The organism is Streptomyces sp. CNB091 (genome assembly GCF_000377965.1).
The window spans coordinates 311,980-337,363 of record NZ_KB898997.1; the positions used below are offsets into that span (position 1 = coordinate 311,980).

The window sequence follows — 25,384 nt, forward strand, 5'->3', positions numbered from 1 at the left end:
CCTCCATCCGCGCGCTCGGGAGAATCGCCGTGACCGTCAGCCTTGAGCAGTTGCAGCGTTGCCACGTCGCCGTCGATCTCGGGGCCGCGAGGACCCGGGTGTACGTCAAGGGGCTCGGCCTCGTCGTCGACGAACCGAGCGTCGCAGCCGTCAACACCCGTACCGGCTCCCTCATCGCCGTCGGTGCGCTCGCCGAGCAGATGACCGGCCGCACCCCCGACTACATCCGGGTGGCCCGCCCGGTCTCCGGCGGCACCGTCGTCGACATCGAGATGGCCCAGCGGATGCTGCGCCACCTGCTGGGCGACAAGCTCCGCCGTCAACTGCGCCGCAAGCCCCGGCTGCGCGCCGCCGCCTGCACCCCGCACGAGGCCGACCCGCTGGCCCAGCGTGCCACGGTGGAGACCCTGGTCGGGCTCGGCGCCCGCCGGGTCGAGCTGGTGGACACCCTGATCGCGGCGGCCGTGGGCTGCGGGCTGCCGGTCGAGCAGCCGACCGCCACCATGATCATGGTGTGCGGGGCCGCCACGACCCAGATCGCGGTGCTCTCGCTCGGCTCGATCGTGACCGCCGTCCGGATCCCGGTGGGCGGCAACGCGATCGACGAGGCGGTCATCCAGCATCTGCGCCAGCGCCACGAGCTGGTGCTCCCCAGCCAGTCCGTGCGCCCGCTCCAGCTGGCGCTGCACGGCAACGGCCTCCAGCTGACCGGCCCCGCCCTCACCGAGATCCACGGCCGCGACGTGGCGACCGGGCTGGCCCGCTCGGTGCAGGTCGACACCGCCGCCGTGCGGCAGGCCATCCACACGCCGCTCACCGCCGTGCTCGACGGGGTGGGCAAGGTGCTCCGCGACTGCCCGCCGGACCTGGTGGCCGACCTCGCGGACCGGGGCATCATGATGGTGGGCGGCAGCGCGCTGCTCCCGGGCCTCGACCAGATGCTGCGCGACGCGACCGGGATGCCGGTGCACATCGCGGAGCGTCCCGACGTCTGCTCGGTGCTCGGTCTGGGCGCGATGCTCGACGGCAAGATCCAGCCGATGGTCCTCAACCCGCTGGCGGGGTGAGCGCGTCGGCACGGACCGGGCGGTGGAACAGCCGACGCGGGCGGCGCGGATGACAGGGCCCGTGGAGCCCGGCCCGGCCGCCGCCGGGCGGCTGCCGATGCTCCTGGAGGCGGTCCTCAACGTCGGCAGCGACCTGGAGCTGGGCTCCACCCTCCAGCAGATCGTGGACACCTCCACCGCCCTCACCGGGGCCCGCCACGGTGCGCTCGGCGTGCTGGACCCGGACCGCGACCGGGTCGAGAAGCTGTACACCGCCGGGATGACGGAGGCGGGGCGGCAGCATCTCGACCTCTTCCCGGACGACTCGTCGGCGGGTCCGGCCACACTGGTCGAGGAGGACCGGCAGGGCCGTCCCCCCGGCGGTTCCTCCGGCCTTCCCCCCGGCGGTTCCTCCGGCCTTCCCTCCGGCGGTTCCCCCGGCCGTCCCCCCGGCGGTTCCCCCGTCGGTCCGCCGGCGCGCGGCTTCCTGCGGGCGCCGATCCTGGTCCGGACCGAGGTCTTCGGGCATCTCTGTCTCGCCGAGAAGCCGTCGGGGCCGTTCAGCGACACGGACCGGGCCCTGCTGCGGGTCCTCGCCGCCCAGGCGGGCATCGCGATCGGCAACGCCCGGCTGTACGGGACGGCCCGGCAGCGCGAGCGCTGGATCGCGGGAGCGGCGGCCGTCACCACGGCCCTGCTGACCGGCACCGACGCGGCCGACGCGCTGATGACGGTGGCCGAGCAGGCCCGGGTGCTGGCGGGCGCGTCGGCCGGGGTGATCCTCCAGCCGACGGAGCAGGGCGGGATGGAGATCGTCACCGCGTCCACGCCGGCCGACCCGGCGGGCATCGTCGGCACGGTGATCGAACCCGGCTCCGCGGTGCTGGTGCAGCTGCTCGGCGGCGAACCGGTCTTCATCGAGGACTCGGCCACAGATCCCCGGATGACCACCGGCGTCCGCTCCCGTTTCGGGCCGAGCATGATGCTGCCGTTGCAGAGCGGCGGGCGGCTCATCGGCACCCTCGCCCTGCCCCGGCGGCGCGGCGAACGGCCCTACACGGAGATGGACAAGCTGCTGGCGACCCAGTTCGCCTCGCAGGCGGCGCTGGCTCTGGTGCTGGCGGACGCGCAGGCCGACCGGGAGCAGCTCGCGGTGTACGAGGACCGCGACCGGATCGCCCGTGACCTGCACGATCTGGTGGTCCAGCGGCTCTTCGCCACCGAGATGATGCTGGAGTCGACCCGCCGCCGGGCCGCGTCGGAGGAGACCCGCGGTGACGGGGAGGCGGAGACCGGCGGCGGCGGAGAGGCGGAGACCGGGGAGCTGCTGGGGCGGGCCGTGGACGAGCTGGACTCCACCATCCAGGAGGTCCGCACCGCGATCTTCGCGCTCCAGCAGCCGCCGGCCGGGGCTCCGAGCACCTTCCGGGGCCGGGTGCTGCGGGAGACCGGGGGCGCGGCGGCCCTGCTGGGTTTCCCGCCGTCGGTGCGGTTCGCCGGGGCGGTGGACGCGCTGGTGGGCGACGAGACGGGGCGGGAGCTGCTGGCCGCCCTGCGCGGGGCGCTGGCCGCCGCGCACCGCAGGCCCGGGGTGTCGGCCATCGAGGTGGAGGTGGACGCCACGGTCCGGCTGCCGGACGGACGGACCGGGGTGCGGCTGGTGGTCGCGGACGACGGGCGCGGCGAGGACGGCCGCCCCACGACGGTGACCTGGCAGGCCCCGGCCTGACCCGGTGGTTCCGGCGGCCCCGGCGGCCCCGGCGGCCCCGGCGGCCCCGGCAGGGCGGCGGGGCGGCGGGGCGGCGGCTCCGGCAGGGCTGCGGGGCGGTGCCTCAGTGCTTCGGGGCCGCCCGCAGGGCGATGCGGGTGTTGGAGTGGGCGATGCCCGCCTCCCGTTTCAGCCGGCGCAGCAGCGTGTCCAGCGCCCCGGGGTCGGCGACGGTGGCCCGTACGAGGTAGTCGTGGCCGCCCGTCACGTGAACCACCTCCGTGATACCGGGCAGCATCAGCACCGAGCGTTCGAACTCCTCGTTCGTCGTGTCGAGGCGCAACGTCACATCGATGAAGACGACCAGGCCCGAACGGGTGTCGGCGGCCGGGTCGACGATCACGGTGAAGCCCCGGATGACCCCGTCGCGGCGCATCCGGCGGACGCGGTCGCCCGCCGCGTTGGCGCTGAGCCCCACGCGTACGCCCAGATCCCGGTACGAGATCCGGGCGTCCTCCTGGAGAATGCCGAGGATTTCCCTGTCCAGCCGATCCATACCGCGATTGTCCCAGTTCGCGGCGGTATCGGCTGAGGGAGGCCACCGGGAGCGCCGGGCGCCCGCTGTCCCCCGGTCGGCGCAGCCCGGCGGGCCGTGCGATGTCCCGCGCCCTTGACTGGCTGGTGTGGACACCTCCGTCAAGCAGTCTCCCGAGCCGCCCGCCCCGGCGGCAGCCGCACCACCGGCGGCCGCGTACCGCAACCTCGTCCTGGCGACGGTCGGCTTCGCGCTGACCTTCTGGGCGTGGAACCTGATCGCGCCGATGTCCGGGGAGTACAAGGACCGGCTGGGGCTCAGCTCGTTCCAGCAGTCCTTCCTGGTGGCCGTGCCGGTGCTCGTGGGGTCGCTGGGCCGGATCCCGGTGGGGGCGCTGACGGACAAGTACGGCGCGAAGCTGATGTTCCCGCTCGTGTCGGCGCTGACGATCGTGCCGGTGCTGCTGCTGATCCCGGCGAAGAACTCCTACGGGGCGATGCTCGCGGTCGGCTTCCTGCTGGGGCTCGGCGGGACGACGTTCGCGATCGGCGTTCCGCTGGTCAACTCGTGGTTCCCGCCCGCCAGACGGGGCTTCGCCCTGGGGGTGTTCGGGATGGGCATGGGCGGGGTGGCGCTGTCGGGCTACTCCACCCCGCGCATCGCGAAGCACGGCGACAACCTGCCGTTCCTCGTGGTCGCGGGGGCGCTGGTGGTGTACGCGCTGGTGGCGGCCGTCCTGGTCAGCGACCACCCCGGCCGGAAGGTCCCCACGGACACGCTGGCGCACCGGCTCGGCGAGGCCGGGAAGCTGCGGGTGACCTGGGAGCTGTCGGCGCTGTACGCGATCGGATTCGGCGGCATCGTGGCGTTCGGGGTGTATCTGCCGACGTATCTGAAGACCTGGTACGAGATGTCGCCGACCGAGGCGGGCACCAAGGCGGCCGGGTTCGCCCTGGTCACGGTGGTCTTCCGGCCGATCGGCGGCTGGCTCTCGGACCGGGCGCACCCGGCGCTGGTGACCTCGGTGGCCCTGCTGCTGGCGGCGCTGATGGCGATCGTGCAGGCCTTCGAGCCGCCGCTGAACCCGGTCGGCACGATCGCGCTGCTGGCCATGGCGGCCGGGCTCGGCACGGCGAGCGGCAGTGTGTTCGCCCTGGTCTCGCAGGTGACGCCGCAGCCGAAGGTGGGCAGTGTGACGGGCATCGTCGGGGCGATGGGCGGGCTGGGCGGTTTCGTGCCGCCGCTGGTGATGGGCGCGATCTACAGCGCCAAGGACAGTTACGCGATCGGCTTCATGCTGCTGTCCGATCTGGCGCTGGCGGGGTGTGTGTACGCGTACGGGCGGATGCGGACCGTCCAGCGCGAGGAGTGAGGCCTCTGGCACGGAAGAACGGTCGCGTCCCCGCCGATACGCGGCGGCCGTGGGATGGCCCGACGTTCCGGCGACGATCCCCGAGTCGGACACGCCGAGCAGGTGTCCGGAAACCGACCGGGGGGTGACGCTGCCCTCATCGGCATCCGGGTCCGGGCGGGGCCAGACCGGAAGCCCTAGGCTTCCCGGCGTGACCCTCCTTCTTCCCGCGCTCCAGTCCCCCACCGGCCCGGCGGCCTCCCGGGAGGCCGTCCGCTTCGGTGACCTGTCCCTGAGCTACGGCCGGCTGGCCGGAGCCGCCGGCGCGCTCGCCGCCCGCATCGCGGGCGCGGGCCGGGTAGCCGTCTGGGCCACCCCGACGCCGGAGACGGTGATCGCGGTGGTGGCGGCACTGCGGGCCGGGGTCCCGGCCGTGCCGCTCAACCCTCGTACCGGGGAACGCGAGTTGGCGCACATCCTGGCCGACAGCGCGCCCACGGCCGTACTCGCGGGACCGGACGACGTGCTGCCGCCCGCGCTGGAGAAGCTGCGGCGTGTGAGCGTGGACGCGCGGGCGGCGGGCGCTCTCGCGGAGGACCCGGCGGGCGGGGCCGCTCCGGCCGAGGAGGACCCCGAGTCCCCCGCCCTGATCGTCTACACCTCCGGCACCACCGGCCCGCCCAAGGGCGCCGTCCTGCCCCGGCGGGCCGTCGCCGCGTCCCTGGACGCGCTGGAGGACGCCTGGGGGTGGACCGGCGACGACGTCCTGGTCCACGCGCTGCCGCTGTTCCATGTGCACGGGCTGATCCTGGGCGTCCTCGGCCCGCTGCGGCGCGGCGGCTCCGTCCGCCACCTGGGGAGGTTCTCACCCGAGGGCGTGGCCCGTGAGCTGGCCTCCGGCGGCACCATGCTGTTCGGGGTGCCGACGATGTACCACCGGCTGGCGGAGGTGCTGGACGGCCCGGCTGGCGCGACCGGACACGGCTCCCCGGAGGGCGGGAGCGGACACGGCTCCCCCGTGGCCGGACACGGCTCCCCGGCGGACGGCCGCGGACGGGACGCGCTGGCCGGGGCGCTGGCCGGGGCCCGGCTGCTGGTCTCCGGCTCGGCGGCACTGCCCGTGCACGACCACGAACGCATCGCGGCGGCGACCGGGCGGCGGGTGATCGAGCGGTACGGGATGACGGAGACCCTGATGAACACGGGGATCCGGGCGGACGGCGCCCCGCGCCCCGGCACCGTGGGCCCGCCGCTCGCCGGGGTGGAGCTGCGCCTGGCCGAGGAGGACGGCACGGTGCTCGGCGAGCCGGGGGCGATCGGCGAGATCCAGGTCCGGGGCCCGAACCTGTTCACCGGCTACCTCAACCGGCCCGACGCCACCGCGGCCGCGCACACGGCGGACGGCTGGTTCCGTACGGGGGACGTCGGCACGGTCGACGAGGACGGGTACGTCACGATCGTCGGGCGCAAGGCCACCGACCTGATCAAGAGCGGCGGCTACAAGATCGGCGCGGGCGAGATCGAGAACGTGCTGCTCACGCACCCCGGCGTCCGGGAAGCCGCCGTGACCGGCGAGGAGGACCCGGACCTGGGCGAACGGGTCGTGGCCTGGGTGGTCGCGGCCGACCCCGGCTCCCCGCCCGCCGCCGAGGAGCTGGCGGACCATGTGGCGGCCCAGCTGGCCCCGCACAAGCGCCCGCGCACCGTGCACTACCTGGACGCCCTGCCCCGCAACGACCTGGGCAAGATCATGAAGAGGTCGCTCCGTGCCGGCTGACTCCCCCGCCCGGGCGTCGGCCCGGGAGACGATCGCGCTGCTCACCGGCCCGGCGGGCTTCACCGAGCACCGCCCGCCGTCGCACCCCTTGCCGCCGGACGGTCCGCTCGGCTGGGCGGGGTACGACGCGGCGCGGGAGCGGGCCGCGACACGGACCGGCGAGGAGGAGTCCGTGGTGTACGGCACCGGGGTCGTCGGCGACCGCGCGTGCGTGCTGCTCGCCTTCGAATTCGGTTTCCTGGGCGGCTCGTTGGGCCGGTCGACGGGTGACCGGCTGGTGGCCGCGTACGAGCTGGCCCGGACCCGGCGGCTGCCCCTGCTCGCGCTCGTCGCCACCGGCGGCAGCCGGATGCAGGAGGGCATGGTCGCGCTGACCCAGCTCCAGCGGGCGGCCGCCGCCTCCACCCGGCTGCGCGCGGCCGGGCTCCCGCAGATCGCGGTGGTCCGCGACCCGACGACCGGCGGCGGCTGGGCCACGGTGGGGGCGGGCGCCGATGTGGTGCTGGCGCTGCCGGGCGCGCAGGTCGGCTTCGCCGGGTCCCGGGTGCGGCCGGCGGACGCGGATCCCCAGGCGTACAGCGCCGAGGGGCAGCTCGCGGCGGGCCAGGTGGACGCGGTCGTCCCGCCCGGCGAGCTGGTCCGGGCGCTGACGCACTGGCTGCGCGTGCTCGGCCCGCACGGCGCGCTCTCCGCCGCCCCGTTGCCCCGCGCGCTGTCGGCGGCCCGGCTGCCGGAGACGGGGCGGGAGGCGGTGGCGGCGGCCCGCGACCCTCGGCGTCCTCGCGCGGAGGCGTATCTGGCCGACTACTTCGGCGTCCGGCTCCCGCTCCACGGCGACCGCTGCGGCGGTACGGACCCGGGGCTGCTGTGCGGCTTCGGGCTGCGCGCGGACGGGCTGCCCGTCGCGTACGTCGCCCAGTGCGGGACGCCGACCCGCCCGGCCGGGTACCGCGCGGCGGCCCGGACGATCCGGCTGGCGGACCGGCTCGGCGTCCCCGTCCTCACCCTCATCGACACCCCGGGCGCGGCCAACGACGCCGAGGCGGAGCGGGCGGGCGCGGGCGCGGCCATCGCGGACGTCTTCGCGGCCGTCGCGGCGGCCCGGGTGCCGGTGACGACGCTGGTGATCGGCGAGGGCGGCTCGGGCGGGGCGCTGGCCCTCGCGGCGCCGGACAACACCCACGTCACGGCGGACAGTTACTTCTCCGTCATCGCCCCGGAACTGGCCGCCGCGATCCTCAAGCGGCCGCCGTCGGAGACCGGTGCCACCGCGGACCAGCTGCGGCTGCGCCCGCAGGACCTGCTGGAGCTCGGGTTCGCCCGCTCGATCGTGAGCTGAGCGGGCGGCGGCCGGGGCCGGGCGAGGGCCAGGGTCGGGCCTCCGGGCCGCGGCCGGGGTCGGGCCGGGCTTCCGGGGCCGGGGTCGGGGTCGGGCCGGGCTTCCGGGGCCGGGGTCGGGGTCGGGCCGGGCTTCCGGGGCCGGGGTCGGGGTCGGACCTACGGGCCGGGCTCGGGGCCGGGCCCGGGCGGGGGCCGGGACTCCGGGCGGACTCCGGGCCCGGGCCTACGGCTGCGGGTCGTGGGCGTCGTAGCGGGCGAAGGCACGCCACTTCAGCGCGAGCAGAGCCACTCCGGTCACGCAGAGGACGCCGCCGCCGGTGACGGCGACGGCCGGGGTGGCGAGGTCGGCCACCGAGCCCGCCAGGAAGTCCCCGAGGCGGGGGCCGCCCGCCACGACGACGATGAAGACGCCCTGGAGCCGGCCGCGCATCTCGTCGGGCACGGCGGACTGGAGCATCGTGTTGCGGAAGACCATCGAGATGGTGTCCGCGCATCCGGCGATCGCCAGGAACAGCAGCCCCAGCCAGAGGTTGCGGGTGAGCCCGAACACGGCGATGGCGAGGCCCCAGGAGCCGACGGCCAGCAGGATCGCGAGCCCGTGCCGCCGGATCCGGCCGAGCCAGCCGGAGAACACGCCGCCGAGCAGCATGCCGAGGGCCGGGGCGGCGACGAGCAGTCCGGTGGTCCGCGCGTCGCCCCCGTACCAGAGGACCGCGACGACCGGGAAGAGGGCGCGGGGGTGGGCGAGGACCATCGCGCACAGGTCCGTGAAGAAGGTCATCCGCAGGTTCGGCCGGGTCCCGAGGAAACGCAGCCCGTCCAGGACGGAAGCCCGCTTGCCCGTGTCGCCCTCGTTCCGCTCGGGCAGCATCGAGGGCAGCCGCCACATCGCGTACAGGGAGGCGGTGAAACAGACGGCGTCCACGGTGTACGCGGAGCGGTAGCCCCACCAGCCCACGATCAGGCCCCCCAGCATGGGCCCGACAAGCATGCCCGTCGTGGTGGTCATGGAGTTCAGTGCGTTGGCGGCGGGCAGCTGCTCGACCGGCAGCAGCCGGGCGATCATCGAGGCGCGGGCCGGTGCGTTGAGGGCGAGGCAGACGGCCTGGAGGGCGACGACCGCGTACAGCAGCCCGACCCGCTCGACGCCCGCGAACGTCGCCGCCACCAGGACGACGGACAGGAAGAACGACCCGGCGGCGCTGAACAGGCCGAGCTTGCGCCGGTCGACGGTGTCCGCGACGGCCCCGCCGTACAGCCCGAAGACGACCAGCGGCACGAGCGAGCAGAACCCGATGAGCCCCACGGAGAAGGCGGACCCGGTGATGTCGTAGACCTGGAGCGAGACCGCCAGCGACGTCATGCCCTGGCCGATCCAGGAGATGGTGTTCCCGAACCAGAGCCGTCGGTAGTCGGGCGAGAGCCGCAGCGGGGTGAGGTCGGCGAATATGGAGGCGCGGCGCCCGGGCGGTTCGGTCGTTTCGGTCACAGGCGATGGTAGCCGCGCCCGCCGCGGGGCCCCCGCCTGCCCCGGGGGCTCCCCGCCATCACCTCGCGGTGCGGCCGGAGATCCGCGGGGAACACCTCGCGGTACGGCCGGAGATCCGCGGGGAACACCTCGCGGTGCGACCGGAGATCCACGGGGCCGGCGCCGCACGGACGGCTTTGCGCCCCTCTGAGCACCTGATTCAGCCGCTTTCTTGACGGGGTCCTTCTACTTGATCAAGGCTGGTCGGCACGGAGGCCGAGGGAGCACGCACACCTTCAGGAGAGAGGAATGTCGTGATCGCCGATCGACTGGACCTACCCCCGCCCTGGGCCGCCCGTCCGCTCAGCGGCACCGCCGAGGAGGGCCGCCTGCTGTCCCGCTGGATGGGCCAGGACTATCTGGTGCAGACCTGGCACCAGGACTGGCTCCCGGAGCGCTGGAGCGACGAGCTGCGCCGCCTGCACGGGAGCGAGGAGGCCGGGCCGTTCCTGATCACGTACGAGGGCAGGCCGTTCGCCTATGTAGAGGTCTACCGGCCGCTGCACTCCAACATCGCCTCGTTCCAGCCCTGGAGCCGGCACGACCTCGGTTTCCACCTGGCGATCGTCGACGGGTCACTGACCGGGCGCGGGCTGGGCACGGCGTTCGTCTCGGACCTGGTGCGGACGCTGTTCCGGAGCTTCCCCGAGGCAGAACGCGTCGCCGCCGAGCCCGACGTACGCAACCTGGCCTGCCGCAGGGTGATGGAGCGGGCCGGGATGTCCCTGGTGGGAACGGTACGGCTGCCGCACAAGGAGGCGGCCCTCCACGTGTGTCCCCGGCCCGGGGTCCGGCTCGCGCCCGAGTGGCCGGGCGTCGCGGCACCTCACGGCGGACGGCGGACGGCCCGCCACCCGGCCGCCTGAAGTCCCTCGGGCCGCTCGCGGGGCCCGCCGGGGGCGTACCGGCGGGCCCCGCGGGGCACGGAAGCGGACCAATCACTTGATCCCGGAACATCGGACATCGCCGCTCCCGAAGTCTCCACGAGATGGTCACAGCCATCGCTCCAGGATCGGGCTCCGCCCTGCTTGAACACCTGGTCGAGTTGCTAGCTTGGCCCGAGGCAGAGGGGCCCGTCTAAGGCGGTGTCCTACATGGTGAGTTTGCGGAGTCGTTTGTAGCAGCAGATGGCTGCGGCGAGGCCGAGGAAGGCCAGGTAGTTGGCGGAGTGGCGCTCGTAGCGGGGGCTGAGTCTGCGGTAGCCGGTCAGCCATGACATCGTCCGCTCGATCACCCACCTGCGGCGCCCTAATCGTTCGCTGGACTCGATGCCCTTGCGCGCGATGCGGACACCGATGTGTTTACCCCATAGCCATCGCCGCAGGTGGGGGATGTCGTAAGCCTTGTCGGCGTGCAGTCGCCGAGGCTTCGATTCTGCCGCGTGGGTTTCGTGTCCCATGTGGAAATGGGACAGCATCGGCTTCAGCCCGAGGCTGTCGTGGGTGTTGGCTGCGGAGAGCCCGACGCGTAGGGGCAGTCCGTCCGCATCCGACAGGACGTGCATCTTGGAACCGGGCTTGCCCCGGTCCACGGGGCTCGGACCTGCAAGTTGGCCCCCTTTTTTGCCCGCACGTGCGCTGAGTCCAGCACCGCGCGGGACAAGTCGACCAGGCCATGCTCGTCGAGGAGTTGCAGAACTCTCTGGTGCAGCCGGCCCCACACACCGGCACGGGACCAGATGACAAACCGGCGGTGCACGGTCGACTTCGACGCTCCGAAGCACGGCGGCAGCGCCCGCCACGCGCAGCCGCTGACCAGCACATAGATGATCGCGGCGAAGACTGCCTCATCGTCAATATTCGCCACCCCACCGCCCTGCGGCCGCACCCGCGCTGCGGGCAGCAAGGGTTCCGCGATCTCCCACAAACCGATCGGAACGATCCAGTCCCATCGCCCACTCCTCATGCGAGTCGGCTACCCCAACTCACCATGTAGGACACCGCCTAAGGGCGACGACGACAACACCGGCCGCAACACCCTCGCCCTCGCGTCGGCGGCGCGGTGGCCGGCGGTGTGGCGGAGACGGCGAGCAGCATGGTGCTCGACTCGTTCTTCGAGGACGCCGAGGGGAAGGCCAAGGACAACGCCGGTCCCGTCATGGGCGAACTGTGGGAGAGCGGCGTCGAGAAGAACTCGGAGTACACCGAGCAAGCCGTGGAGGCGGCGGCGAAGGCGCACGGCAGCGACTCCGGCGTCGACGACCCGGATGCCATCGAGAAACTGCTCGTCGCCTACACCAAGGCGGTCGAGGGGTCGGCCGCCTGCGGGTGACCCCGCCCGGCGTACAAGGGGGCGTCCGGCCCTGATGCGGCCGGGCGCCCCTCAGTGCTGTCCGGCCGGCTGTCGCACCAGGGTGTCCCACAGGGCCACGGCGTGGTCCACGGTGGAGCGGAGGCGTTCCAGGGGCACGCCGTCCCGGGCCTCTATCGACAGCCCGTGCAGGATGGTCGCGTAGAAGGCGGCGATCGCGCTGACGTCCGTCCCCGGCTCCAACTCGCCCTCCTCCACGGCCCGCACCAGCCGCTTCTCCAGATCCGCGACCGAGGTTCGCCGCCACTGGGCCAGGTGGTCGGCGACCTTCCTGTTCTGGTGGGAGCAGTTCGTGGCCGACAGCACGATCATGCAGCCCCTCGGGGTCTCCGGGTCGGTGAACGTGTCGATGTTGCCGCGCAGCATGGCCTCCACCGCGGACCGCGCCGTCGGCGCCTCGCGCAGCGCGCGGTTGGTCGCCGAGCCCGCGGTGCGGTCGTAGAGCGCGACGGCCTCGCGGAACAACTCCTCCTTCGAGCCGTAGGTGTTGTACAGGCTGGCGGAGTTGATGCCCATGGCGGCGGTCAGGTCCGTGAGCTTCGTGCCCTCGTAACCGAGCTCCCAGAACGTCTCCATCGCGCGCCGCAGCGCCGCGGCCCGGTCGAACGCGCGCGGTCGGCCTCTTTCGGCCATGTCTGCCTCCTCGGGGGTGGGTTGACCCGTGGTCATCCTGCCTGTTTAGTGTTTCTGGATCGTTCGACCCAGAAATCAACCTTAGCGTGAATGGAGCGAGATGCCTCAGCTTGCGGGCAAGGTGGCACTGGTGACCGGGGGGAGCCGCGGCATCGGTGCCGCGACCGCTCTCCGACTGGCGGAGGAGGGCGCGGACGTCGCCCTGACGTATGTGAGCGCGGCCGACAAGGCCCAGGAGGTCGTCCAGGCGATCGAGGCTCTCGGACGCAGGGGCCTGGCCATCCGGGCCGACAGCGCGGACCCGGCGGCCGTCGTCCGGTCCGTCGAGCAGACCGCGGCGGAGCTCGGCCGGCTCGACATCCTGGTGAACAACGCCGGAGTCTTCCCCTACGGCCCGATCGAGGGCGTGACACTGGAGGAGATCGACCGAACGCTGGCCGTCCACGTGCGCGCCGTCTTCCTGGCCACCCAGGCGGCCATCCCCCACCTGGGACACGGCGGCCGCGTCATCAGCATCGGCAGCTGCTGGGCCAACCGCGTGCCGGTCCCCGACGTGACGCTGTACGCCATGAGCAAGTCGGCGCTGATCGGCTTCACCAAGGGCCTGGCCCACGACGTGGCGTCCAAGGGGATCACCGCGAACATCGTGGACCCCGGGCCCACCGTCACCGACATGAACCCGGACGGCACCGAGGAGGCCGAGGAGGAGCGGCTGAGGACCGCGGCGAAGGTGCTGGGCGCGGGGGCCGACACCGCGAAGGCCGTGGCCTTCCTCGCCGGCCCGGACGCCCAGTGGATCACCGGCACCTCACTGGCGGTCGACGGTGGCTACACCGCCTGAGCGCGACCGGTCGCCGGACGGCGGCGAAGGGTAGGCGACGGTGCCGTCGTCCTGACCACCGGGCCCGATCACCTACCGGCCGATGTCACCGATCGGCGCCCCGTACGGGCTCACGCCCGGACGCCCCCCGGGGGCGTCGCCCGCCCGGTTCCTACGATGCCCGTATGAAGCATCGAATCGCCCTGGACCAGTGGGAACAGTCCACACGGACCCCCTTGCTCGCGCTGGCCGTGGTGTTCGCCGTCGCGTACGCCGTCCCCGTACTCGTTCCTGACGCACCGGGCTGGACGCACACGGCGTGCCGGGCGGCCGAGTGGACGGTATGGGCGGCGTTCGCCGGCGACTACGTGACGCGGCTGATGCTCGCTCCCCGGAGGTGGGCTTTCGTCCGCAGCCACCCGCTGGACCTGCTGGCGGTGGTCCTGCCACTGGTCCAGCCGCTGCGTCTGCTGCGGCTGGTGTCCACACTGCTGCTGGTGGGCCGGCGGGCCCGGCACGCCCCACAGATCACGATGACCGTCTACGTCGCCGGGGCTGTCGTCGGCCTCATGATGTTCGGTTCGCTGGCGGTGCTCCAGGTCGAGCGGGACGCGCCGAGCGGCAACATCCGCACGATCGGGGACGCGGTGTGGTGGTCCTTCACCACCATGACGACGGTGGGATACGGAGACCTGGCGCCCACCACCGGACTCGGCCGTCTGCTCGCCGTGGGACTGATGCTCTCCGGCATCGCGCTGCTCGGTGTCGTCACGGCGAACATCGCGGCCTGGTTCATCTCGCGATTCGACCGGGACAACGCCGAGGGACGAAAGCAGACGGCTCTCCTGGAAGCCCTGACGGCGGAGGTCACCGCTCTGCGGGCCGAGGTGGCGGGCCTGGCGGGCGCTTCCGGGCTCGAAGCACCGAGAGTGCCCGGCCCGTCGTCAGCTGCCGGACCGTGTGCGCACGGGCCGGAACGTGGTCTCCGGTGAGTGAGCGGGGCGACGCTACCGCCAGGGCCCGGTCACTCGGCCGGGTGGGAGCCCGGCGGCAGCGGATCCGGGGCGTCCGGGTGCTTCCTCAGCCGGAGAATGGCGGCGATCAGCCCACCCCAGACGATGAGGATGGCGATGATCATCATGATGATGGCGCTGGTGGACATCAGCGGTCCTTCCGGTCGGCTGGCGACTCCATGTCCAGGTCGATGTCCTCACCACCGGCCGGCCATGGCATCAGGGTGAGGATCACCCCGACCAACAGTGCTCCGATGGCGACGCTCCAGCCCGCGGAGAGCAGGAAGCCGGTCGAGTAGCCCTCGTAGTTCTCCTCGAACTCGGTCCGCAGGCTGTCGACCATCATCCAGCCCAGTACCAGCGGTGTGATGACGCCGAGGCAGATACGCCACCAGCGGCCGAGCCGGACGGCGGAGGTGGCGTCGGCGTTCTGCTGGAGGCCGGGCAGCTGCCGCAGCACCCAGACGACGACGATCAGCCCGACGAGGGCGGCCAGCGCGATGCCGTACTGGTTGATGAAGTGGTCGGACGCGTCGAGCAGATAGATGCCGGACTCGTTCGGGAAGAGCAGGACCGACACCAGCGCGATCAGACCGCCGATGCCCAGGACGGCCGGCATCCGACGCATGCCGGTCCGGTCCTGCACGGCGGAGACGACCACCTGCACGATGGAGATCAGCGAGGAGAGCCCCGCGATCACCAGGGAGCTGAAGAACAGCACGCCGAAGAGGTCGCCGAGCGGCATTTCCGAGATCACCGCGGGAAAGGCGACGAACGCCAGGCCGATGCCCGCGCCGGCGACCTCGTCGACGCCGACCCCCGAAGCGGTAGCCAGATAGCCCAGGGTCGCGAAGACCCCGATGCCCGCCAGGATCTCGAACGAGCTGTTGGCGAAGCCCGCCACCATCGCGGAGCCCGTCAGGTCGGCCCGTCGGCCCAGGTACGACGCGTAGGTGACCATGATGCCGAAGCCGATGGACAGCGAGAAGAAGATCTGCCCGTAGGCGGCGACCCAGACGCTGCCGTTGGCCAGTTCCGACCAGTCCGGCGTGAAGAGGGCGTCGAGTCCGAGGGCCGCCCCGTCCAGCGTGAGCGCGCGGATCACCAGGGCGGCGAACAGGACGAAGAGCAGCGGAATGAAGATCTTGTTGGCTCGCTCGATGCCTCGCCGGATACCGAACGCCAGGATGACCAGCACGACCACCCACACGGCGATGAGCGGCCAGAACACCCCCGGTACGAAACCGTCCAGGAAACCCGGTGTCTCCGGTGCCCGAAGGAAGTCGCCGAAGAGGAAGGCCTCCGGGTCGTCGCCCCACTGCCGGCCGAAGGAGAAGCCCACGTAGCGCACGGCCCAGGCGATGATGACGGCGTAGTAGGTCGCGATCACGAAGGAGATCACGACCTGCCACCATCCGATGGCCTCCGCCGGCCGCGCCATCCTGCGCAGCGCGGCGGGCGGCGAGAGCCGGTACTTCCGCCCGATGGTGTACTCCATGATCAGCAGCGGGATGCCCGCTGTGAGGAGTGCGATGAGATACGGCAGCAGGAAGGCCCCGCCACCGTTCTCGTAGGCGATGGCGGGAAACCGCCAGATATTGCCGAGCCCGACGGCCGAACCGATGGCCGCCAGCAGAAAGCCGGTGCGGGTGGACCATTGCTCACGTGGCTGCACTGTCATATGCGGTCCTCAGGTCTCCTCATGCCGCTGAGCATCGAGCTGATGGCACGTTAGCGCGGAGAGGGGCCCGACGGCGTGGTGACCGGGCCCGGGAGATGGCGGCCGCAGAGCCGGGGCCTGGCGTCGAACGCTTGTCGTCACCCGAAGGGCGGCCGCACCTGATCGTCGGCGCGGACGGGTGCGCGTGTCGGCCGGGGCGGCGGGGGCGACGGTGTCCAGCGGCCGGTGGGCGAAGATGGGGTGCCCCGTCCCCAGCCCGCAAGGAGTGTCCGTCGATGCCAACCTCCGGTCCCGGCTCGCGGCCACCGACGATCGCCGATGTCGCGCGGCTCGCCGAGGTGTCGCGTACGACGGTCTCCCACGCCCTCAACGGGATCGGCAAGGTCGATCCGCGGACCCGGGAACGTATCAAGCGGGTCGCCGCCGAGCTCGGCTACCGGCCCAACCTCCGGGCCCAGCGGCTGCGCCGGGGGGAGGCGAAGGCCATCGCGCTCGCCTCCTCGATGCCCTTCGCGGTGGCCGGTGGGCCGTCGCGGCTCGGGTTCTACATGGAGATCGCCGCCGCCGCCGCGGAGAGCGCGTTGCTCCACGGTTACGCGCTGGTGCTCGTACCGCCCGTGCAGTCGGGGTCCGCCCTGTACTCCGTCGACATCGACGGCGCCATCGTCGTCGAGCCGGACGTGAACGACGCCGCCGCGGCCCAGTTGAGGGAGCGGGGCCTGCCTTACGTGTCACTCGGCCGGCCGGTGTCGCCGGACGACACCTCGCCGTACGTCGATCTGCGCGGCGGGCCGGTCGCCGAGTTGCTGTTCGCGCACCTGCGCGAGCAGGGTGCCCGGCGGCCCGCGCTGATCGTCGGCTCCGGATCACGCCACTCGTCGGTCGACGCGCGCGCCGCGTACGAGCGGGTCGCCGAGCGGTACGGCTGGGAGCCCGTCGTCGCGAGCGCCCCGGAGGCGGGCGGCGAGCAGGCCGGGTACGAGAGCTGTGCCGCCCTGCTGGCCGAGCACCCCGGGACCGACGCGGTCTGCGCGCTGGTGGACGCGTTCGCGGTGGGCGCGGTGCGGGCGATCCGGGACAGCGGGCGGACCGTACCGGGCGACGTCATGGTCGTCACCCGCTACGACGGGCTGCGTGCGCGCACCTGCGAGCCGCCGCTGACCGCCGTGAACCTTCATCTGGACCGTGCGGCGGCAGCCGCGGTTGAGCTGCTGCTCGGCCGGCTGCGCGGGGAGGGCGCCGCCGCCACGGTGGCGACGGCGCCCGAGCCGCGGGTCGTTCCGCGTGCCTCGTCGCTACGGGTCACAGCCCGAGCATGAGGACCAGACCGGAGACCAGGGCGAAGACGAGGACGCACAGCCTCATGCGGCGCGCGTCCAGCCTGTGGTGCACCAGCCGGCTCAGCCACGCGCCCACGGCGATCACCGGCACCAGCGCCGCCGCGAGACCCAGATGCCCGGGCTCGCCCTCCCCGGTCGCGAACAGCAGGCCCAGCGAGGCCACTTCCCCGACGAGGAAGCAGGCGGCGACGGTCGAGCGCAGTTCCGCGGGCGGCCGGTGCTGGTAGACGAGCGCGAGCGGGGGGCCGCCGACGCCGGTCGCGGTCTCCGTGAGTCCGGTCACCACGCCCGCCCCGAGGTAGGCCGCCCGGCCGGGGGTGAAGGCGGGGGCGACCAGGCTCACGACCGCGGCCAGCACGGTGGCGATGCCGACGAACAGGCCGATGCTGCGGTCCGGGATCAGCCAGAGCAGCGCGAGCCCGGCGGGCGTGGCGGCCAGCCGGGCCCCGGTGATCCAGCCCGCGCCGCGCAGGTCGATCGAGGCGCGTTCGCGCCAGGCGACGTACAGGTTGAGCGGGATCATGGCCGCCAGGACGAACACCGGGAGCAGACCGGGGTCGAGCATCCCGGCCACGGGCGCGACGATCAGGGCGAAGCCGAGACCGCTGCTGCCCTGGACGAACGCGGCGACGGCCACCGTGACGGCGAGGACCGCGAGAGCTTCCGTACTCACCGTGCGGTACTCCCCTGCCGTGCCGCCGTGGACGCGGTGCTCCCTTGCCGTGCCGCCGTGGACGCGGTGCTCCCCTGCCGCGCCGCCGACGCTGCGGTGCTCCCCCGCCGTGTCGCCGTGGTTGCGGTGCTTGCTTGCCGTGCCGCCGTGGTTGCGGTGCTCCCTTGCCGTGCCGCCGTGGACGTGGGGTGTACGCGGGTGATGGGCGCTCTCTCGACGGCTGTACGGGCCAGTTCGGCCGCCTGCCGTACGAAGTCGGGGCCGTCCCAGCCGGTGGGCAGGCCGCGCCAGAGCCGTAGGTCTCCGGCGACGAACACGGCGGTGATCTGGTCGCGGTTGCCCCGGCGTACCAGCTCCCACGGCACGTCCCGGGAGAGCGCGAGTTCGGGGGTGGTGAGGTCGACGAGGAGGAAGTCGGCGGCCAGCCCCTCGGCGACCGTGCCGGTGCGGGCGCCGAGGCCGACCGCGTCGGCGCCCCCGGCGGTGGCGTGTTCGAGCCAGGTCCAGCCGGCGCCGCACGACGAGTCCCCGGTGGCAAGACCGTAGGCGATCCGCTGGGCGAACTCGGCCGCGTCCGCGAGCCGGAACCCGTCGCCGCGGGTGCCGTCGGTGCCGAGCCCGAAGCGGATGCCGCGCTCGGCCATCGCGGTGGCCGGGGCGACGGCGTTGCCTTTCCAGGCGCTGGCCACCGGGTTGTAGCTGACGGCGGTCCCGGTGTCGGCGAGCAGCGTCAGTTCGCGGGGGGTGAGCAGGGTGGCGTGGGCGGCGAGCAGTTGAGGGCCGAGCGCGCCGATCCTGTGGAGGTGTTCGAGCGGGCGCAGTCCGTGCCGTACGAGGGATCGTTCGACCCCGGCCAGGTGTTCGTTGACGTGGATCTGCACGATCGCGCCGGCTTCCGCGGCGAGACGGGCGGTGCGGTGCAGGGTCGCCGAGGTGGCCGCCTCGGGGATCGAGACGGCGAGGGAGGCGTGGACCAGCGGATCGCCGTCGTACCGGGCGAGGTGCTTCCCGGCGCTTTCGAGGACGGCGGTGGTGGTCGTGGGGTCCTCGGCGGCGGTCGCGGGGTCGCCGGCGACGTCGTTGCACACGAGACCGAGTACGCAGCGGATTCCGGCGTCACGAGCGGCCGAGGCGACGACGTCGACGTCCACGTCGGCCCGCGTACCGGCGTCGGTGACGGTGGTGAAGCCGCCGCGCAGGGCCTCCAGCGCCGCCAGTTTGGCCGCGGCGTAGGCCGATTCCTCGTCCAGCGCCCCCTCCAGCGGGACCCAGACCCTGCGGAAGATCTCCGACGGCTCACCGAAGGCGAGCGCGGAGCCGAAGCTCTGGGTCAGATGGTGGTGGGCGTCGACGAAGCCGGGCATCAGGAGATGGCCGGGGAGCGTGACGGCGTCGAGGTGCGGGTGCGTACGCGCCAGTTCCCCGGCGGGTCCGACGGCGCGGAAGGAGCCGTCGGCGACGACGACCGCGTATCCGTCGGCGGGCCCTTCCGGCAGCAGCACGGCATCGGGTACGAGGAGGAGCGGGCCGGGTGAGTCGAGGTGGTCGCGGGTGAGCTGGTTCATCGGTCGCTTTCCGTGCGTGAGGTGGTCAGCCGGGCGGCGACGCGCGGCCTGACGTGGTGGAACAGGATGTTGAGTACGGCGGCGACGAACGCGCCGACGGCGACGCCGCTTTCGAGGAGGATGCGGACGTTCGGCGGGAAGCCGGCGTACACGCCGGGGATGAGGATCGGCAGCAGGCCCAGCGCCAGGGCGACGGCGCAGATGAACGTGGAGGTGTGCCGGTCGAGGTCGGAACGGCCGAGCATCTGCACGCCGAGCACGGTGATCACCGCGAAGACGACCATCGCCGTGCCGCCGACCACAGCCGACGGGACGACACTGATCGCGCGGGTCACCGGCGCGAGGAACCCGATGACGATGAGGACCACACCGGCGGCGGCGGTCACGTAGCGGCTGCGGACGCCGGTGACCCGGACGATCCCGATGTTCTCGCCGCTGGTCACCATCAGCGGCAGCCCGAAGAACCCGCCGAAGAGGGAGGTCAGCGCGTCCCCGCGGACGGTCTTGGGGACGTCGGTGCGGGTGTCGATCTCCTTGCCGACGGCCTCGGCGTTGATGACCGTCTGGCCGGTGGCCTCCGCCATGGAGGCGAGGCTGTAGAGCATCAGCGGCAGGGCGGCGATCAGGCTGAACTGGGGCGAGCCGAACGGCATCAGCTCCGGCACGCTGAACAGGCCGCCTTCGGCCGCGCCACCGAGGTCGATGCGGCCGAGGAACCCGGCCAGCACCGTGCCGGCGACCAGTCCGAGCATGACCGCGAGTTGCCGCAGGATGCCGGTGAACAGCAGGTAGAAGACGACGGTGAATCCGATCGTCGCCATGCCGAGCGCGAGGTTCGTCGTGTTCGCGAATCCGGGCTCGCCGGGCCGGCCGGTGACGAGGACCGCCCCGACCTTCACCAGGTTGACCCCGACAATGACGATCATGGTGCCGATGACCAGGGCCGGGAAGAACCTGAGCAGCCGTGAGAAGACCGGCAGGACGACGAAGTAGAAGGCCGCGGTGAGAATGACCGCGCCGGTGGCGGTACGCAGACCGTGCTGCTCGGCGATGGCGATGAACAGGATGAGCGGCGCACCGCCGGGCAGCATCACGAACGGCAGCCGGGGGCCGAACTTCCACGGCCCCAGCGACTGGATCAGCGACCCGACGCCGGAGAGCACGAACGCCGCGGAGAGCAGGTTGACGGTCAGGCCGGCGTCGAGGCGGAGGGTGGCGCTCATCAGGAAGATGGCCGAGATGGGGGTGGCGGCCATGACGAGGACGTGCTGAATCCCGAAGAGGACGATCCGCCCCACGGGGCGCGACTCGTCGACGGGGTGCACGGCGGGGCGCGACTCGTGGGCCGAGGGCGGGGCGGGGCGCGACTCGTCGGCCGAGGGCGGGGCGGGACGTGACCCGTCGGCCGATGGCGGGGCGTCGGCGGGATGCGGGGCGTCGTGCGTGACCGGCTCCGGCGTCGGTGGTTGTTGTTCCGCTCCGGGGGCGGGCTGGCGATGACTGGACACGTTGGAGCTCCATTCGGGCGTGGAGAACGCTCGGACATCAGCCGCGATCCAGCCCCGAACGGAGGGCCAAATCGATTTGGCCAAATCGATTTGGCCGTCAGTATGGGGAGCCTCCGCGACCGTCGTCAAGAGCTGCGACGGCGGCCCGCACGGCCTTGCCCAGCGGACCCACCGGGACAGAGACGCCCCGTACTCGCTCCCGAGGGGGGCTCACGCGAGGTGAGGTGCGGTGCCGGGCGGCCTCTTGACCTCCCCGACGGCAGCAACTACGTTGCCGTGAACCGCCGACCCCCGGCCCTCGAAAGGAGGCGACCAGTTGATGCTCACCTACTCCGACCTCGGTCGCCTCGCCGAGTGCACCGCCTGGGTCCCGGGGCGCATCGCGCACGGCTGCTGAAGCGCGCCCCCCTTCTCCTGTGCCCTTCCGTGGCACCTCCGTGACACCTTCCGGCTGCCCCGCTTCGCCGCTCTGCCCTTTCCCTCACTCCCTTCGCGGCTTCCACCACTTCTTTCGCGGCGCACCGCTGTCGTGCGCCGCTTCGCGCCCGCTCCTCTCCCGTGGCGCGTCCGAATCAAGAAAGCTGTCCGACTTTGACGAAGACATTCACGAAGACCCTGACGAAGACCTTGTCGACGCTGATGAACCGGCCCACCGCGCGGCGGAACGAAGGCCTGTCGTGACGGCGCCACGCATCACGGTCAACGGGACCGAAGCCCCGATCTCTCCGGCCGCGCCCCACACCACGGTGCTGGACTTCCTGCGCGAGCGCGGCCTCACCGGCACCAAGGAGGGCTGTGCCGAGGGTGAGTGCGGCGCCTGCGCGGTCCTGGTCGCCCGCCCCGGGACGAACGAGCCCACCGACTGGGTGGCGGTCAACGCCTGCCTGCTCCCGGCTGCGGCGCTCGACGGACAGGAGGTGGTCACCTCCGAGGGGCTCGCCACCATCGGCGCGGCCGGCCCGCCGGGCACGCTTCACCCGGTGCAGGAGGAGATGGCGGTCCGCGGCGGCTCCCAATGCGGTTACTGCACACCGGGGTTCGTCTGCAGCATGGCCGCCGAGTACTACCGGCCCGACCGCTGCGCCCACGCGGACCCGGCCGGGGGCGCCGACCCCGAGCACGGGCCGAACGGCTTCGATCTGCACGCGCTGAGCGGGAACCTGTGCCGCTGCACCGGATACCGTCCGATTCGCGATGCCGCGTTCGCCGTCGGCGCGCCCACCGACGAGGACCCGCTCGCCCGGCGTCGTGCGCACTCCCCGCCCGCGCCCGTCGCCACCGAGTACGTCCGGGACGGCAGCACGTTCCTGCGGAGGAACACCCTGGGCGAGACCCTGCGGCTGCTGCGCGAGCGGCCCGACGCGGTGGTGGTCGCCGGCTCCACCGACTGGGGCGTCGAGGTGAACATCCGCGCCCGCAGGGCGGATTGCGTGATCGCCGTCGACCGGCTGCCCGAACTGCGGGAGTTGCGCGTCGCATCCGACGCCGTCGAGATCGGGGCGGCACTGACGCTCACCGAGATCGAACGCCGCCTGGACGGCCAAGTCCCGCTGCTGGCTCAGCTGTTCCCGCAGTTCGCGTCGCGGCTCATCCGTAACGGCGCGACGCTGGGCGGCAATCTGGGGACCGGCTCCCCCATCGGAGACAGCCCGCCCGTGCTGCTCGCACTGGAGGCGTCGGTGGTGCTCGCCGACGCCGACGGAGAACGGCAGGTTCCCCTCGCGGAGTACTTCACCGGCTACCGGCAGAGCGTGCGCCGCCCCGGCGAGCTGATCCGCGCGGTGCGCGTCCCGCTGCCGCTGTCGCCGGTCGTGGCCTTCCACAAGATCGCCAAGCGTCGCTTCGACGACATCTCCAGCGTGGCGGTCGCCTTCGCGCTCGACGTCGAGGGCGGGATCGTCCGGAAGGCCCGCATCGGTCTGGGCGGAGTCGCCGCCACCCCGATCCGTGCCCTGACCACCGAGGAGGCCCTGGAGGGCAGGCCATGGGCTGCGGAGACCGTCGAGGCCGCGGCGCGGGTACTCCGGGCGGAGGGCACGCCGATGAACGACCAGCGCGCCAGCGCCGCCTACCGCTCCGCGATGCTGGGCCAGAGCCTGCTGAAGCTGTACGCGCAGACCACCGAGGCGGTTTCCTCATGAGCCAGCTGTCCCAGCGCCCCGAGAAGCCGGTCGTCGGCGTCTCGATGCCGCACGAGAGTGCCACCCAGCACGTCACCGGCACCGCGCTCTACACCGACGACCTGGTCCATCGCACGAAGGGCGTGCTCCACGCCTACCCGGTCCAGGTCATGAAGGCCCACGGCAGGATCAGCCGGCTGGACACCGGGCCCGCGCTCGCCGTGCCCGGTGTGGTCCGCGTGCTGACCGCCGCCGACGTGCCCGGCGTCAACGACGCCGACATGAAGCACGACGAACCGCTGTTCCCCGACACGGTGATGTTCCACGGCCACGCGGTCGCCTGGGTGCTCGGCGAGACGCTGGAGGCGGCCCGGCTCGGGGCGGCGGCCGTCGAGGTCGACCTCGACGAACTGCCCTCCCTGATCGCGCTGCGGGACGCGATCGCGGCCGGAAGCTTCCACGGGGCCCGGCCCGTGATGCTCACCGGCGACGTCGACGCCGGCTTCGCCGACTCCGCGCACGTGTTCTCGGGCGAGTTCCACTTCTCCGACCAGGAACACTTCTATCTGGAGACGCACGCGGCGCTGGCCCTGGTCGACGAGAGCGGGCAGCTGTTCGTCCAGAGCAGCACCCAACACCCCTCCGAGACCCAGGAGATCGTCGCGCACGTGCTCGGCCTGCACAGTCACGAGGTGACCGTGCAGTGCCTGCGGATGGGCGGCGGCTTCGGCGGCAAGGAGATGCAGCCGCACGGCTTCGCGGCCGTCGCCGCGCTCGGCGCCCGGCTGACCGGCCGGCCGGTCCGGGTCCGGCTCAACCGCACCCAGGACCTGACCATGTCAGGCAAGCGCCACGGATTCCACGCGGAGTGGCGGATCGGCTTCGACGCCGAAGGCCGTGTCCAGGCCCTGGACGCCACCCTGACCGCGGACGGCGGCTGGAGCCTGGACCTGTCCGAGCCGGTGGTCGCCCGCGCGCTGTGCCACATCGACAACACCTACTGGATCCCCAACGCCCGGGTCGCGGGCCGTATCGCCCGGACCAACAAGGTCTCCAACACCGCCTTCCGCGGCTTCGGCGGACCCCAGGGCATGCTGGTGATCGAGGACATCATGGGCAGGTGCGCGCCGCTGCTCGGCCTGGACCCGATGGAGCTGCGGGAGCGCAACTTCTACCGGCCGGGGCAGGGGCAGGCGACGCCGTACGGGCAGGTGGTCACGCACGCCGAACGGATCTCCACCGTCTGGCGGCAGGTGTGCGCCGACGGCCGCGTCGCCGACCGGCGGCGGGAGATCGCGGCGTTCAACGCCGCACACCCGAACACCAAGCGGGGTCTCGCGGTCACCGGGATCAAGTTCGGCATCTCGTTCAACCTCACCGCCTTCAACCAGGGCGGCGCGCTGGTCCTGGTCTACAAGGACGGCTCGGTCCTCATCAACCACGGTGGCACCGAGATGGGTCAGGGCCTGCACACCAAGATGCTCCAGGTGGCCGCGACGACGCTGGGCATCCCGCCGCACAAGGTGCGCCTCGCCCCGACACGCACCGACAAGGTGCCCAACACCTCCGCCACCGCGGCCAGCGCGGGGGCGGACCTCAACGGCGCGGCGGTGAAGAACGCCTGCGAGCAGATCCGCGAGCGGCTGCTCCAGGTGGCCGGTGGCCGGCTGGGGACGAACGCCTCGGACGTGCGCATCGTCGAGGGCGTCGCGCGTGCCCTCGGCAGCGACGACGAGCTGGCCTGGGACGACCTGGTGCGCACCGCGTACCTCCAGCGCGTGCAGCTGTCGGCGGCGGGCTTCTACCGGACCGAGGGACTGCACTGGGACGCGAAGGCGTTCCAGGGCTCACCGTTCAAGTACTTCTCCTATGGTGCCGCCGCGGCCGAAGTGGAGGTGGACGGCTTCACCGGCGCGTACCGGATCCGGCGGGTGGACATCGTGCACGACGTCGGCGACAGCCTCTCCCCGATGATCGACATCGGCCAGGTCGAGGGCGGTTTCGTGCAGGGCGCGGGCTGGCTGACGCTGGAGGACCTGCGCTGGGACACCGGTGACGGGCCGGGCCGCGGCCGGCTGCTGACCCAGGCGGCCAGTACGTACAAGCTGCCCAGCTTCTCGGAGATGCCGGAGGAGTTCCACGTACGGCTGCTGGAGAACGCCACCGAGGAGGGCGCGGTCTACGGGTCCAAGGCCGTGGGTGAGCCTCCGCTGATGCTGGCGTTCTCGGTACGGGAGGCGCTGCGGCAGGCCGCCGCGGCGTTCGGGCCGCCCGGAGTGAGCGTGGAACTCGCCTCGCCCGCCACGCCGGAGGCGGTGTACTGGGCGATCGAGGCGAGCCGTCGGGCCGTCCCCTCCCCGAACGGTCACGCCGGCGACGGGTTCGCCATCGCAGCCGGGACTCCGACCGGGACAGCGGCGTTGAGCGGTGCCTGA

Annotated in this window: 21 protein-coding genes; 12 read left to right on the top strand and 9 right to left on the bottom strand. The window is 72.8% G+C overall.

Annotated features, from left to right (window positions below; all coding sequences use genetic code 11):
* Positions 1 to 29: 29 nt before the first annotated feature.
* Both D581_RS0116640 and D581_RS0116645 read left to right on the top strand, forming a co-directional pair.
* Positions 30 to 1,067, top strand: coding sequence for a rod shape-determining protein (locus D581_RS0116640; protein ID WP_018958353.1), 1,038 nt, complete (start codon positions 30 to 32; stop codon positions 1,065 to 1,067).
* Positions 1,068 to 1,116: 49 nt separating this feature from the next.
* A complete protein-coding gene (locus D581_RS0116645) occupies positions 1,117 to 2,775 on the top strand; it encodes a GAF domain-containing protein (RefSeq protein ID WP_026290582.1) in 1,659 nt (552 codons plus the stop codon).
* A 103-nt stretch (positions 2,776 to 2,878) separates the two neighbouring features.
* On the opposite strand, the gene D581_RS0116650 is transcribed toward D581_RS0116645, so the two are convergent.
* Positions 2,879 to 3,310, bottom strand: a complete 432-nt coding sequence (locus D581_RS0116650; protein ID WP_018958355.1) for an Lrp/AsnC family transcriptional regulator — start codon at positions 3,308 to 3,310, stop codon at positions 2,879 to 2,881.
* 127 nt (positions 3,311 to 3,437) lie between these two features.
* Between D581_RS0116650 and D581_RS0116655 the strand changes: the two genes are divergently transcribed.
* The 3 genes from D581_RS0116655 (at position 3,438) to D581_RS0116665 (ending at position 7,756) form a co-directional block, all read left to right on the top strand.
* The gene (locus D581_RS0116655; protein WP_018958356.1) at positions 3,438 to 4,661 is read left to right on the top strand and encodes a nitrate/nitrite transporter; all 1,224 of its coding nucleotides are present in this window, start codon (positions 3,438 to 3,440) and stop codon (positions 4,659 to 4,661) included.
* A 190-nt stretch (positions 4,662 to 4,851) separates the two neighbouring features.
* A complete protein-coding gene (locus D581_RS0116660; RefSeq protein WP_018958357.1) occupies positions 4,852 to 6,417 on the top strand; it encodes an acyl-CoA synthetase in 1,566 nt (521 codons plus the stop codon).
* The gene (locus tag D581_RS0116665) at positions 6,407 to 7,756 is read left to right on the top strand and encodes a carboxyl transferase domain-containing protein (RefSeq protein ID WP_018958358.1); all 1,350 of its coding nucleotides are present in this window, start codon (positions 6,407 to 6,409) and stop codon (positions 7,754 to 7,756) included. Before D581_RS0116660 ends, D581_RS0116665 begins: the two co-directional genes overlap by 11 nt.
* A 225-nt stretch (positions 7,757 to 7,981) precedes the next feature.
* Here the strand turns inward: D581_RS0116665 and D581_RS0116670 are convergent, their stop codons facing one another.
* Positions 7,982 to 9,247, bottom strand: a complete 1,266-nt coding sequence (locus tag D581_RS0116670) for an MFS transporter (protein WP_018958359.1) — start codon at positions 9,245 to 9,247, stop codon at positions 7,982 to 7,984.
* Positions 9,248 to 9,540: 293 nt separating this feature from the next.
* On the opposite strand from D581_RS0116670, the gene D581_RS0116680 reads away from it, so the two are divergent.
* On the top strand, positions 9,541 to 10,152 hold the full coding sequence (locus D581_RS0116680) for a GNAT family N-acetyltransferase (RefSeq protein WP_018958361.1): 612 nt from the start codon (positions 9,541 to 9,543) through the stop codon (positions 10,150 to 10,152).
* A gap of 224 nt (positions 10,153 to 10,376) precedes the next feature.
* Here D581_RS0116680 and D581_RS1000000140740 read toward each other — a convergent pair.
* Positions 10,377 to 11,191, bottom strand: a protein-coding gene (locus D581_RS1000000140740) for an IS5 family transposase (RefSeq protein ID WP_199787803.1) whose coding sequence is annotated in 2 segments (ribosomal slippage) — positions 10,377 to 10,852 and positions 10,852 to 11,191 — 816 coding nt in all. Because the reading frame shifts where the segments join, the coding sequence is not laid out codon by codon here.
* A gap of 108 nt (positions 11,192 to 11,299) precedes the next feature.
* On the opposite strand from D581_RS1000000140740, the gene D581_RS0116690 reads away from it, so the two are divergent.
* The gene (locus D581_RS0116690) at positions 11,300 to 11,557 is read left to right on the top strand and encodes a hypothetical protein (protein WP_020679211.1); all 258 of its coding nucleotides are present in this window, start codon (positions 11,300 to 11,302) and stop codon (positions 11,555 to 11,557) included.
* A gap of 51 nt (positions 11,558 to 11,608) precedes the next feature.
* On the opposite strand, the gene D581_RS0116695 is transcribed toward D581_RS0116690, so the two are convergent.
* Complete coding sequence (locus tag D581_RS0116695) at positions 11,609 to 12,229, bottom strand: TetR/AcrR family transcriptional regulator (RefSeq protein WP_018958364.1); 621 nt, start codon at positions 12,227 to 12,229, stop codon at positions 11,609 to 11,611.
* Between the two features lie 100 nt (positions 12,230 to 12,329).
* On the opposite strand from D581_RS0116695, the gene D581_RS0116700 reads away from it, so the two are divergent.
* The gene (locus tag D581_RS0116700; protein ID WP_018958365.1) at positions 12,330 to 13,070 is read left to right on the top strand and encodes an SDR family NAD(P)-dependent oxidoreductase; all 741 of its coding nucleotides are present in this window, start codon (positions 12,330 to 12,332) and stop codon (positions 13,068 to 13,070) included.
* Between the two features lie 164 nt (positions 13,071 to 13,234).
* On the top strand, positions 13,235 to 14,041 hold the full coding sequence (locus D581_RS0116705; RefSeq protein ID WP_018958366.1) for a potassium channel family protein: 807 nt from the start codon (positions 13,235 to 13,237) through the stop codon (positions 14,039 to 14,041).
* Between the two features lie 32 nt (positions 14,042 to 14,073).
* On the opposite strand, the gene D581_RS1000000139725 is transcribed toward D581_RS0116705, so the two are convergent.
* On the bottom strand, positions 14,074 to 14,211 hold the full coding sequence (locus tag D581_RS1000000139725; RefSeq protein ID WP_018958367.1) for a methionine/alanine import family NSS transporter small subunit: 138 nt from the start codon (positions 14,209 to 14,211) through the stop codon (positions 14,074 to 14,076).
* A complete protein-coding gene (locus D581_RS0116715) occupies positions 14,211 to 15,743 on the bottom strand; it encodes a sodium-dependent transporter (protein WP_026290583.1) in 1,533 nt (510 codons plus the stop codon). The genes D581_RS1000000139725 and D581_RS0116715 overlap by 1 nt, the downstream gene beginning before the upstream one ends.
* Before the next feature lie 275 nt (positions 15,744 to 16,018).
* On the opposite strand from D581_RS0116715, the gene D581_RS0116720 reads away from it, so the two are divergent.
* On the top strand, positions 16,019 to 17,062 hold the full coding sequence (locus tag D581_RS0116720) for a LacI family DNA-binding transcriptional regulator (RefSeq protein WP_018958369.1): 1,044 nt from the start codon (positions 16,019 to 16,021) through the stop codon (positions 17,060 to 17,062).
* Here D581_RS0116720 and D581_RS0116725 read toward each other — a convergent pair.
* From D581_RS0116725 to D581_RS0116735, 3 genes are read right to left on the bottom strand one after another with little or no spacing between them, the layout of a single operon-like run.
* The gene (locus tag D581_RS0116725; RefSeq protein WP_018958370.1) at positions 17,046 to 17,756 is read right to left on the bottom strand and encodes a sulfite exporter TauE/SafE family protein; all 711 of its coding nucleotides are present in this window, start codon (positions 17,754 to 17,756) and stop codon (positions 17,046 to 17,048) included. The genes D581_RS0116720 and D581_RS0116725 overlap by 17 nt on opposite strands.
* On the bottom strand, positions 17,753 to 19,321 hold the full coding sequence (locus D581_RS0116730) for an amidohydrolase family protein (protein WP_018958371.1): 1,569 nt from the start codon (positions 19,319 to 19,321) through the stop codon (positions 17,753 to 17,755). Before D581_RS0116730 ends, D581_RS0116725 begins: the two co-directional genes overlap by 4 nt.
* Positions 19,318 to 20,646, bottom strand: a complete 1,329-nt coding sequence (locus D581_RS0116735) for a uracil-xanthine permease family protein (protein ID WP_018958372.1) — start codon at positions 20,644 to 20,646, stop codon at positions 19,318 to 19,320. Before D581_RS0116735 ends, D581_RS0116730 begins: the two co-directional genes overlap by 4 nt.
* Positions 20,647 to 21,506: 860 nt before the next feature.
* Between D581_RS0116735 and D581_RS0116745 the strand changes: the two genes are divergently transcribed.
* Positions 21,507 to 22,970 carry a xanthine dehydrogenase small subunit gene (locus D581_RS0116745; RefSeq protein ID WP_018958373.1) on the top strand — a complete coding sequence of 488 codons (1,464 nt, stop codon included), beginning with the start codon at positions 21,507 to 21,509 and terminating at the stop codon, positions 22,968 to 22,970.
* Positions 22,967 to 25,384, top strand: a complete 2,418-nt coding sequence (gene xdhB / locus D581_RS0116750) for a xanthine dehydrogenase molybdopterin binding subunit (protein WP_018958374.1) — start codon at positions 22,967 to 22,969, stop codon at positions 25,382 to 25,384. Before D581_RS0116745 ends, xdhB begins: the two co-directional genes overlap by 4 nt.

Bases quoted from the DNA above. Each gene is read 5' to 3' on its own strand.
- D581_RS0116645 (WP_026290582.1), top strand. From the start codon at position 1,117: ATGACAGGGCCCGTGGAGCCCGGCCCGGCCGCCGCCGGGCGGCTGCCG.
- D581_RS0116650 (WP_018958355.1), bottom strand. From the start codon at position 3,310: ATGGATCGGCTGGACAGGGAAATCCTCGGCATTCTCCAGGAGGACGCC.
- D581_RS0116695 (WP_018958364.1), bottom strand. From the start codon at position 12,229: ATGGCCGAAAGAGGCCGACCGCGCGCGTTCGACCGGGCCGCGGCGCTG.
- D581_RS0116700 (WP_018958365.1), top strand. From the start codon at position 12,330: ATGCCTCAGCTTGCGGGCAAGGTGGCACTGGTGACCGGGGGGAGCCGC.
- D581_RS0116705 (WP_018958366.1), top strand. From the start codon at position 13,235: ATGAAGCATCGAATCGCCCTGGACCAGTGGGAACAGTCCACACGGACC.
- D581_RS1000000139725 (WP_018958367.1), bottom strand. From the start codon at position 14,211: ATGTCCACCAGCGCCATCATCATGATGATCATCGCCATCCTCATCGTC.
- D581_RS0116715 (WP_026290583.1), bottom strand. From the start codon at position 15,743: ATGACAGTGCAGCCACGTGAGCAATGGTCCACCCGCACCGGCTTTCTG.
- D581_RS0116720 (WP_018958369.1), top strand. From the start codon at position 16,019: ATGCCAACCTCCGGTCCCGGCTCGCGGCCACCGACGATCGCCGATGTC.
- D581_RS0116730 (WP_018958371.1), bottom strand. From the start codon at position 19,321: ATGAACCAGCTCACCCGCGACCACCTCGACTCACCCGGCCCGCTCCTC.
- xdhB (WP_018958374.1), top strand. From the start codon at position 22,967: ATGAGCCAGCTGTCCCAGCGCCCCGAGAAGCCGGTCGTCGGCGTCTCG.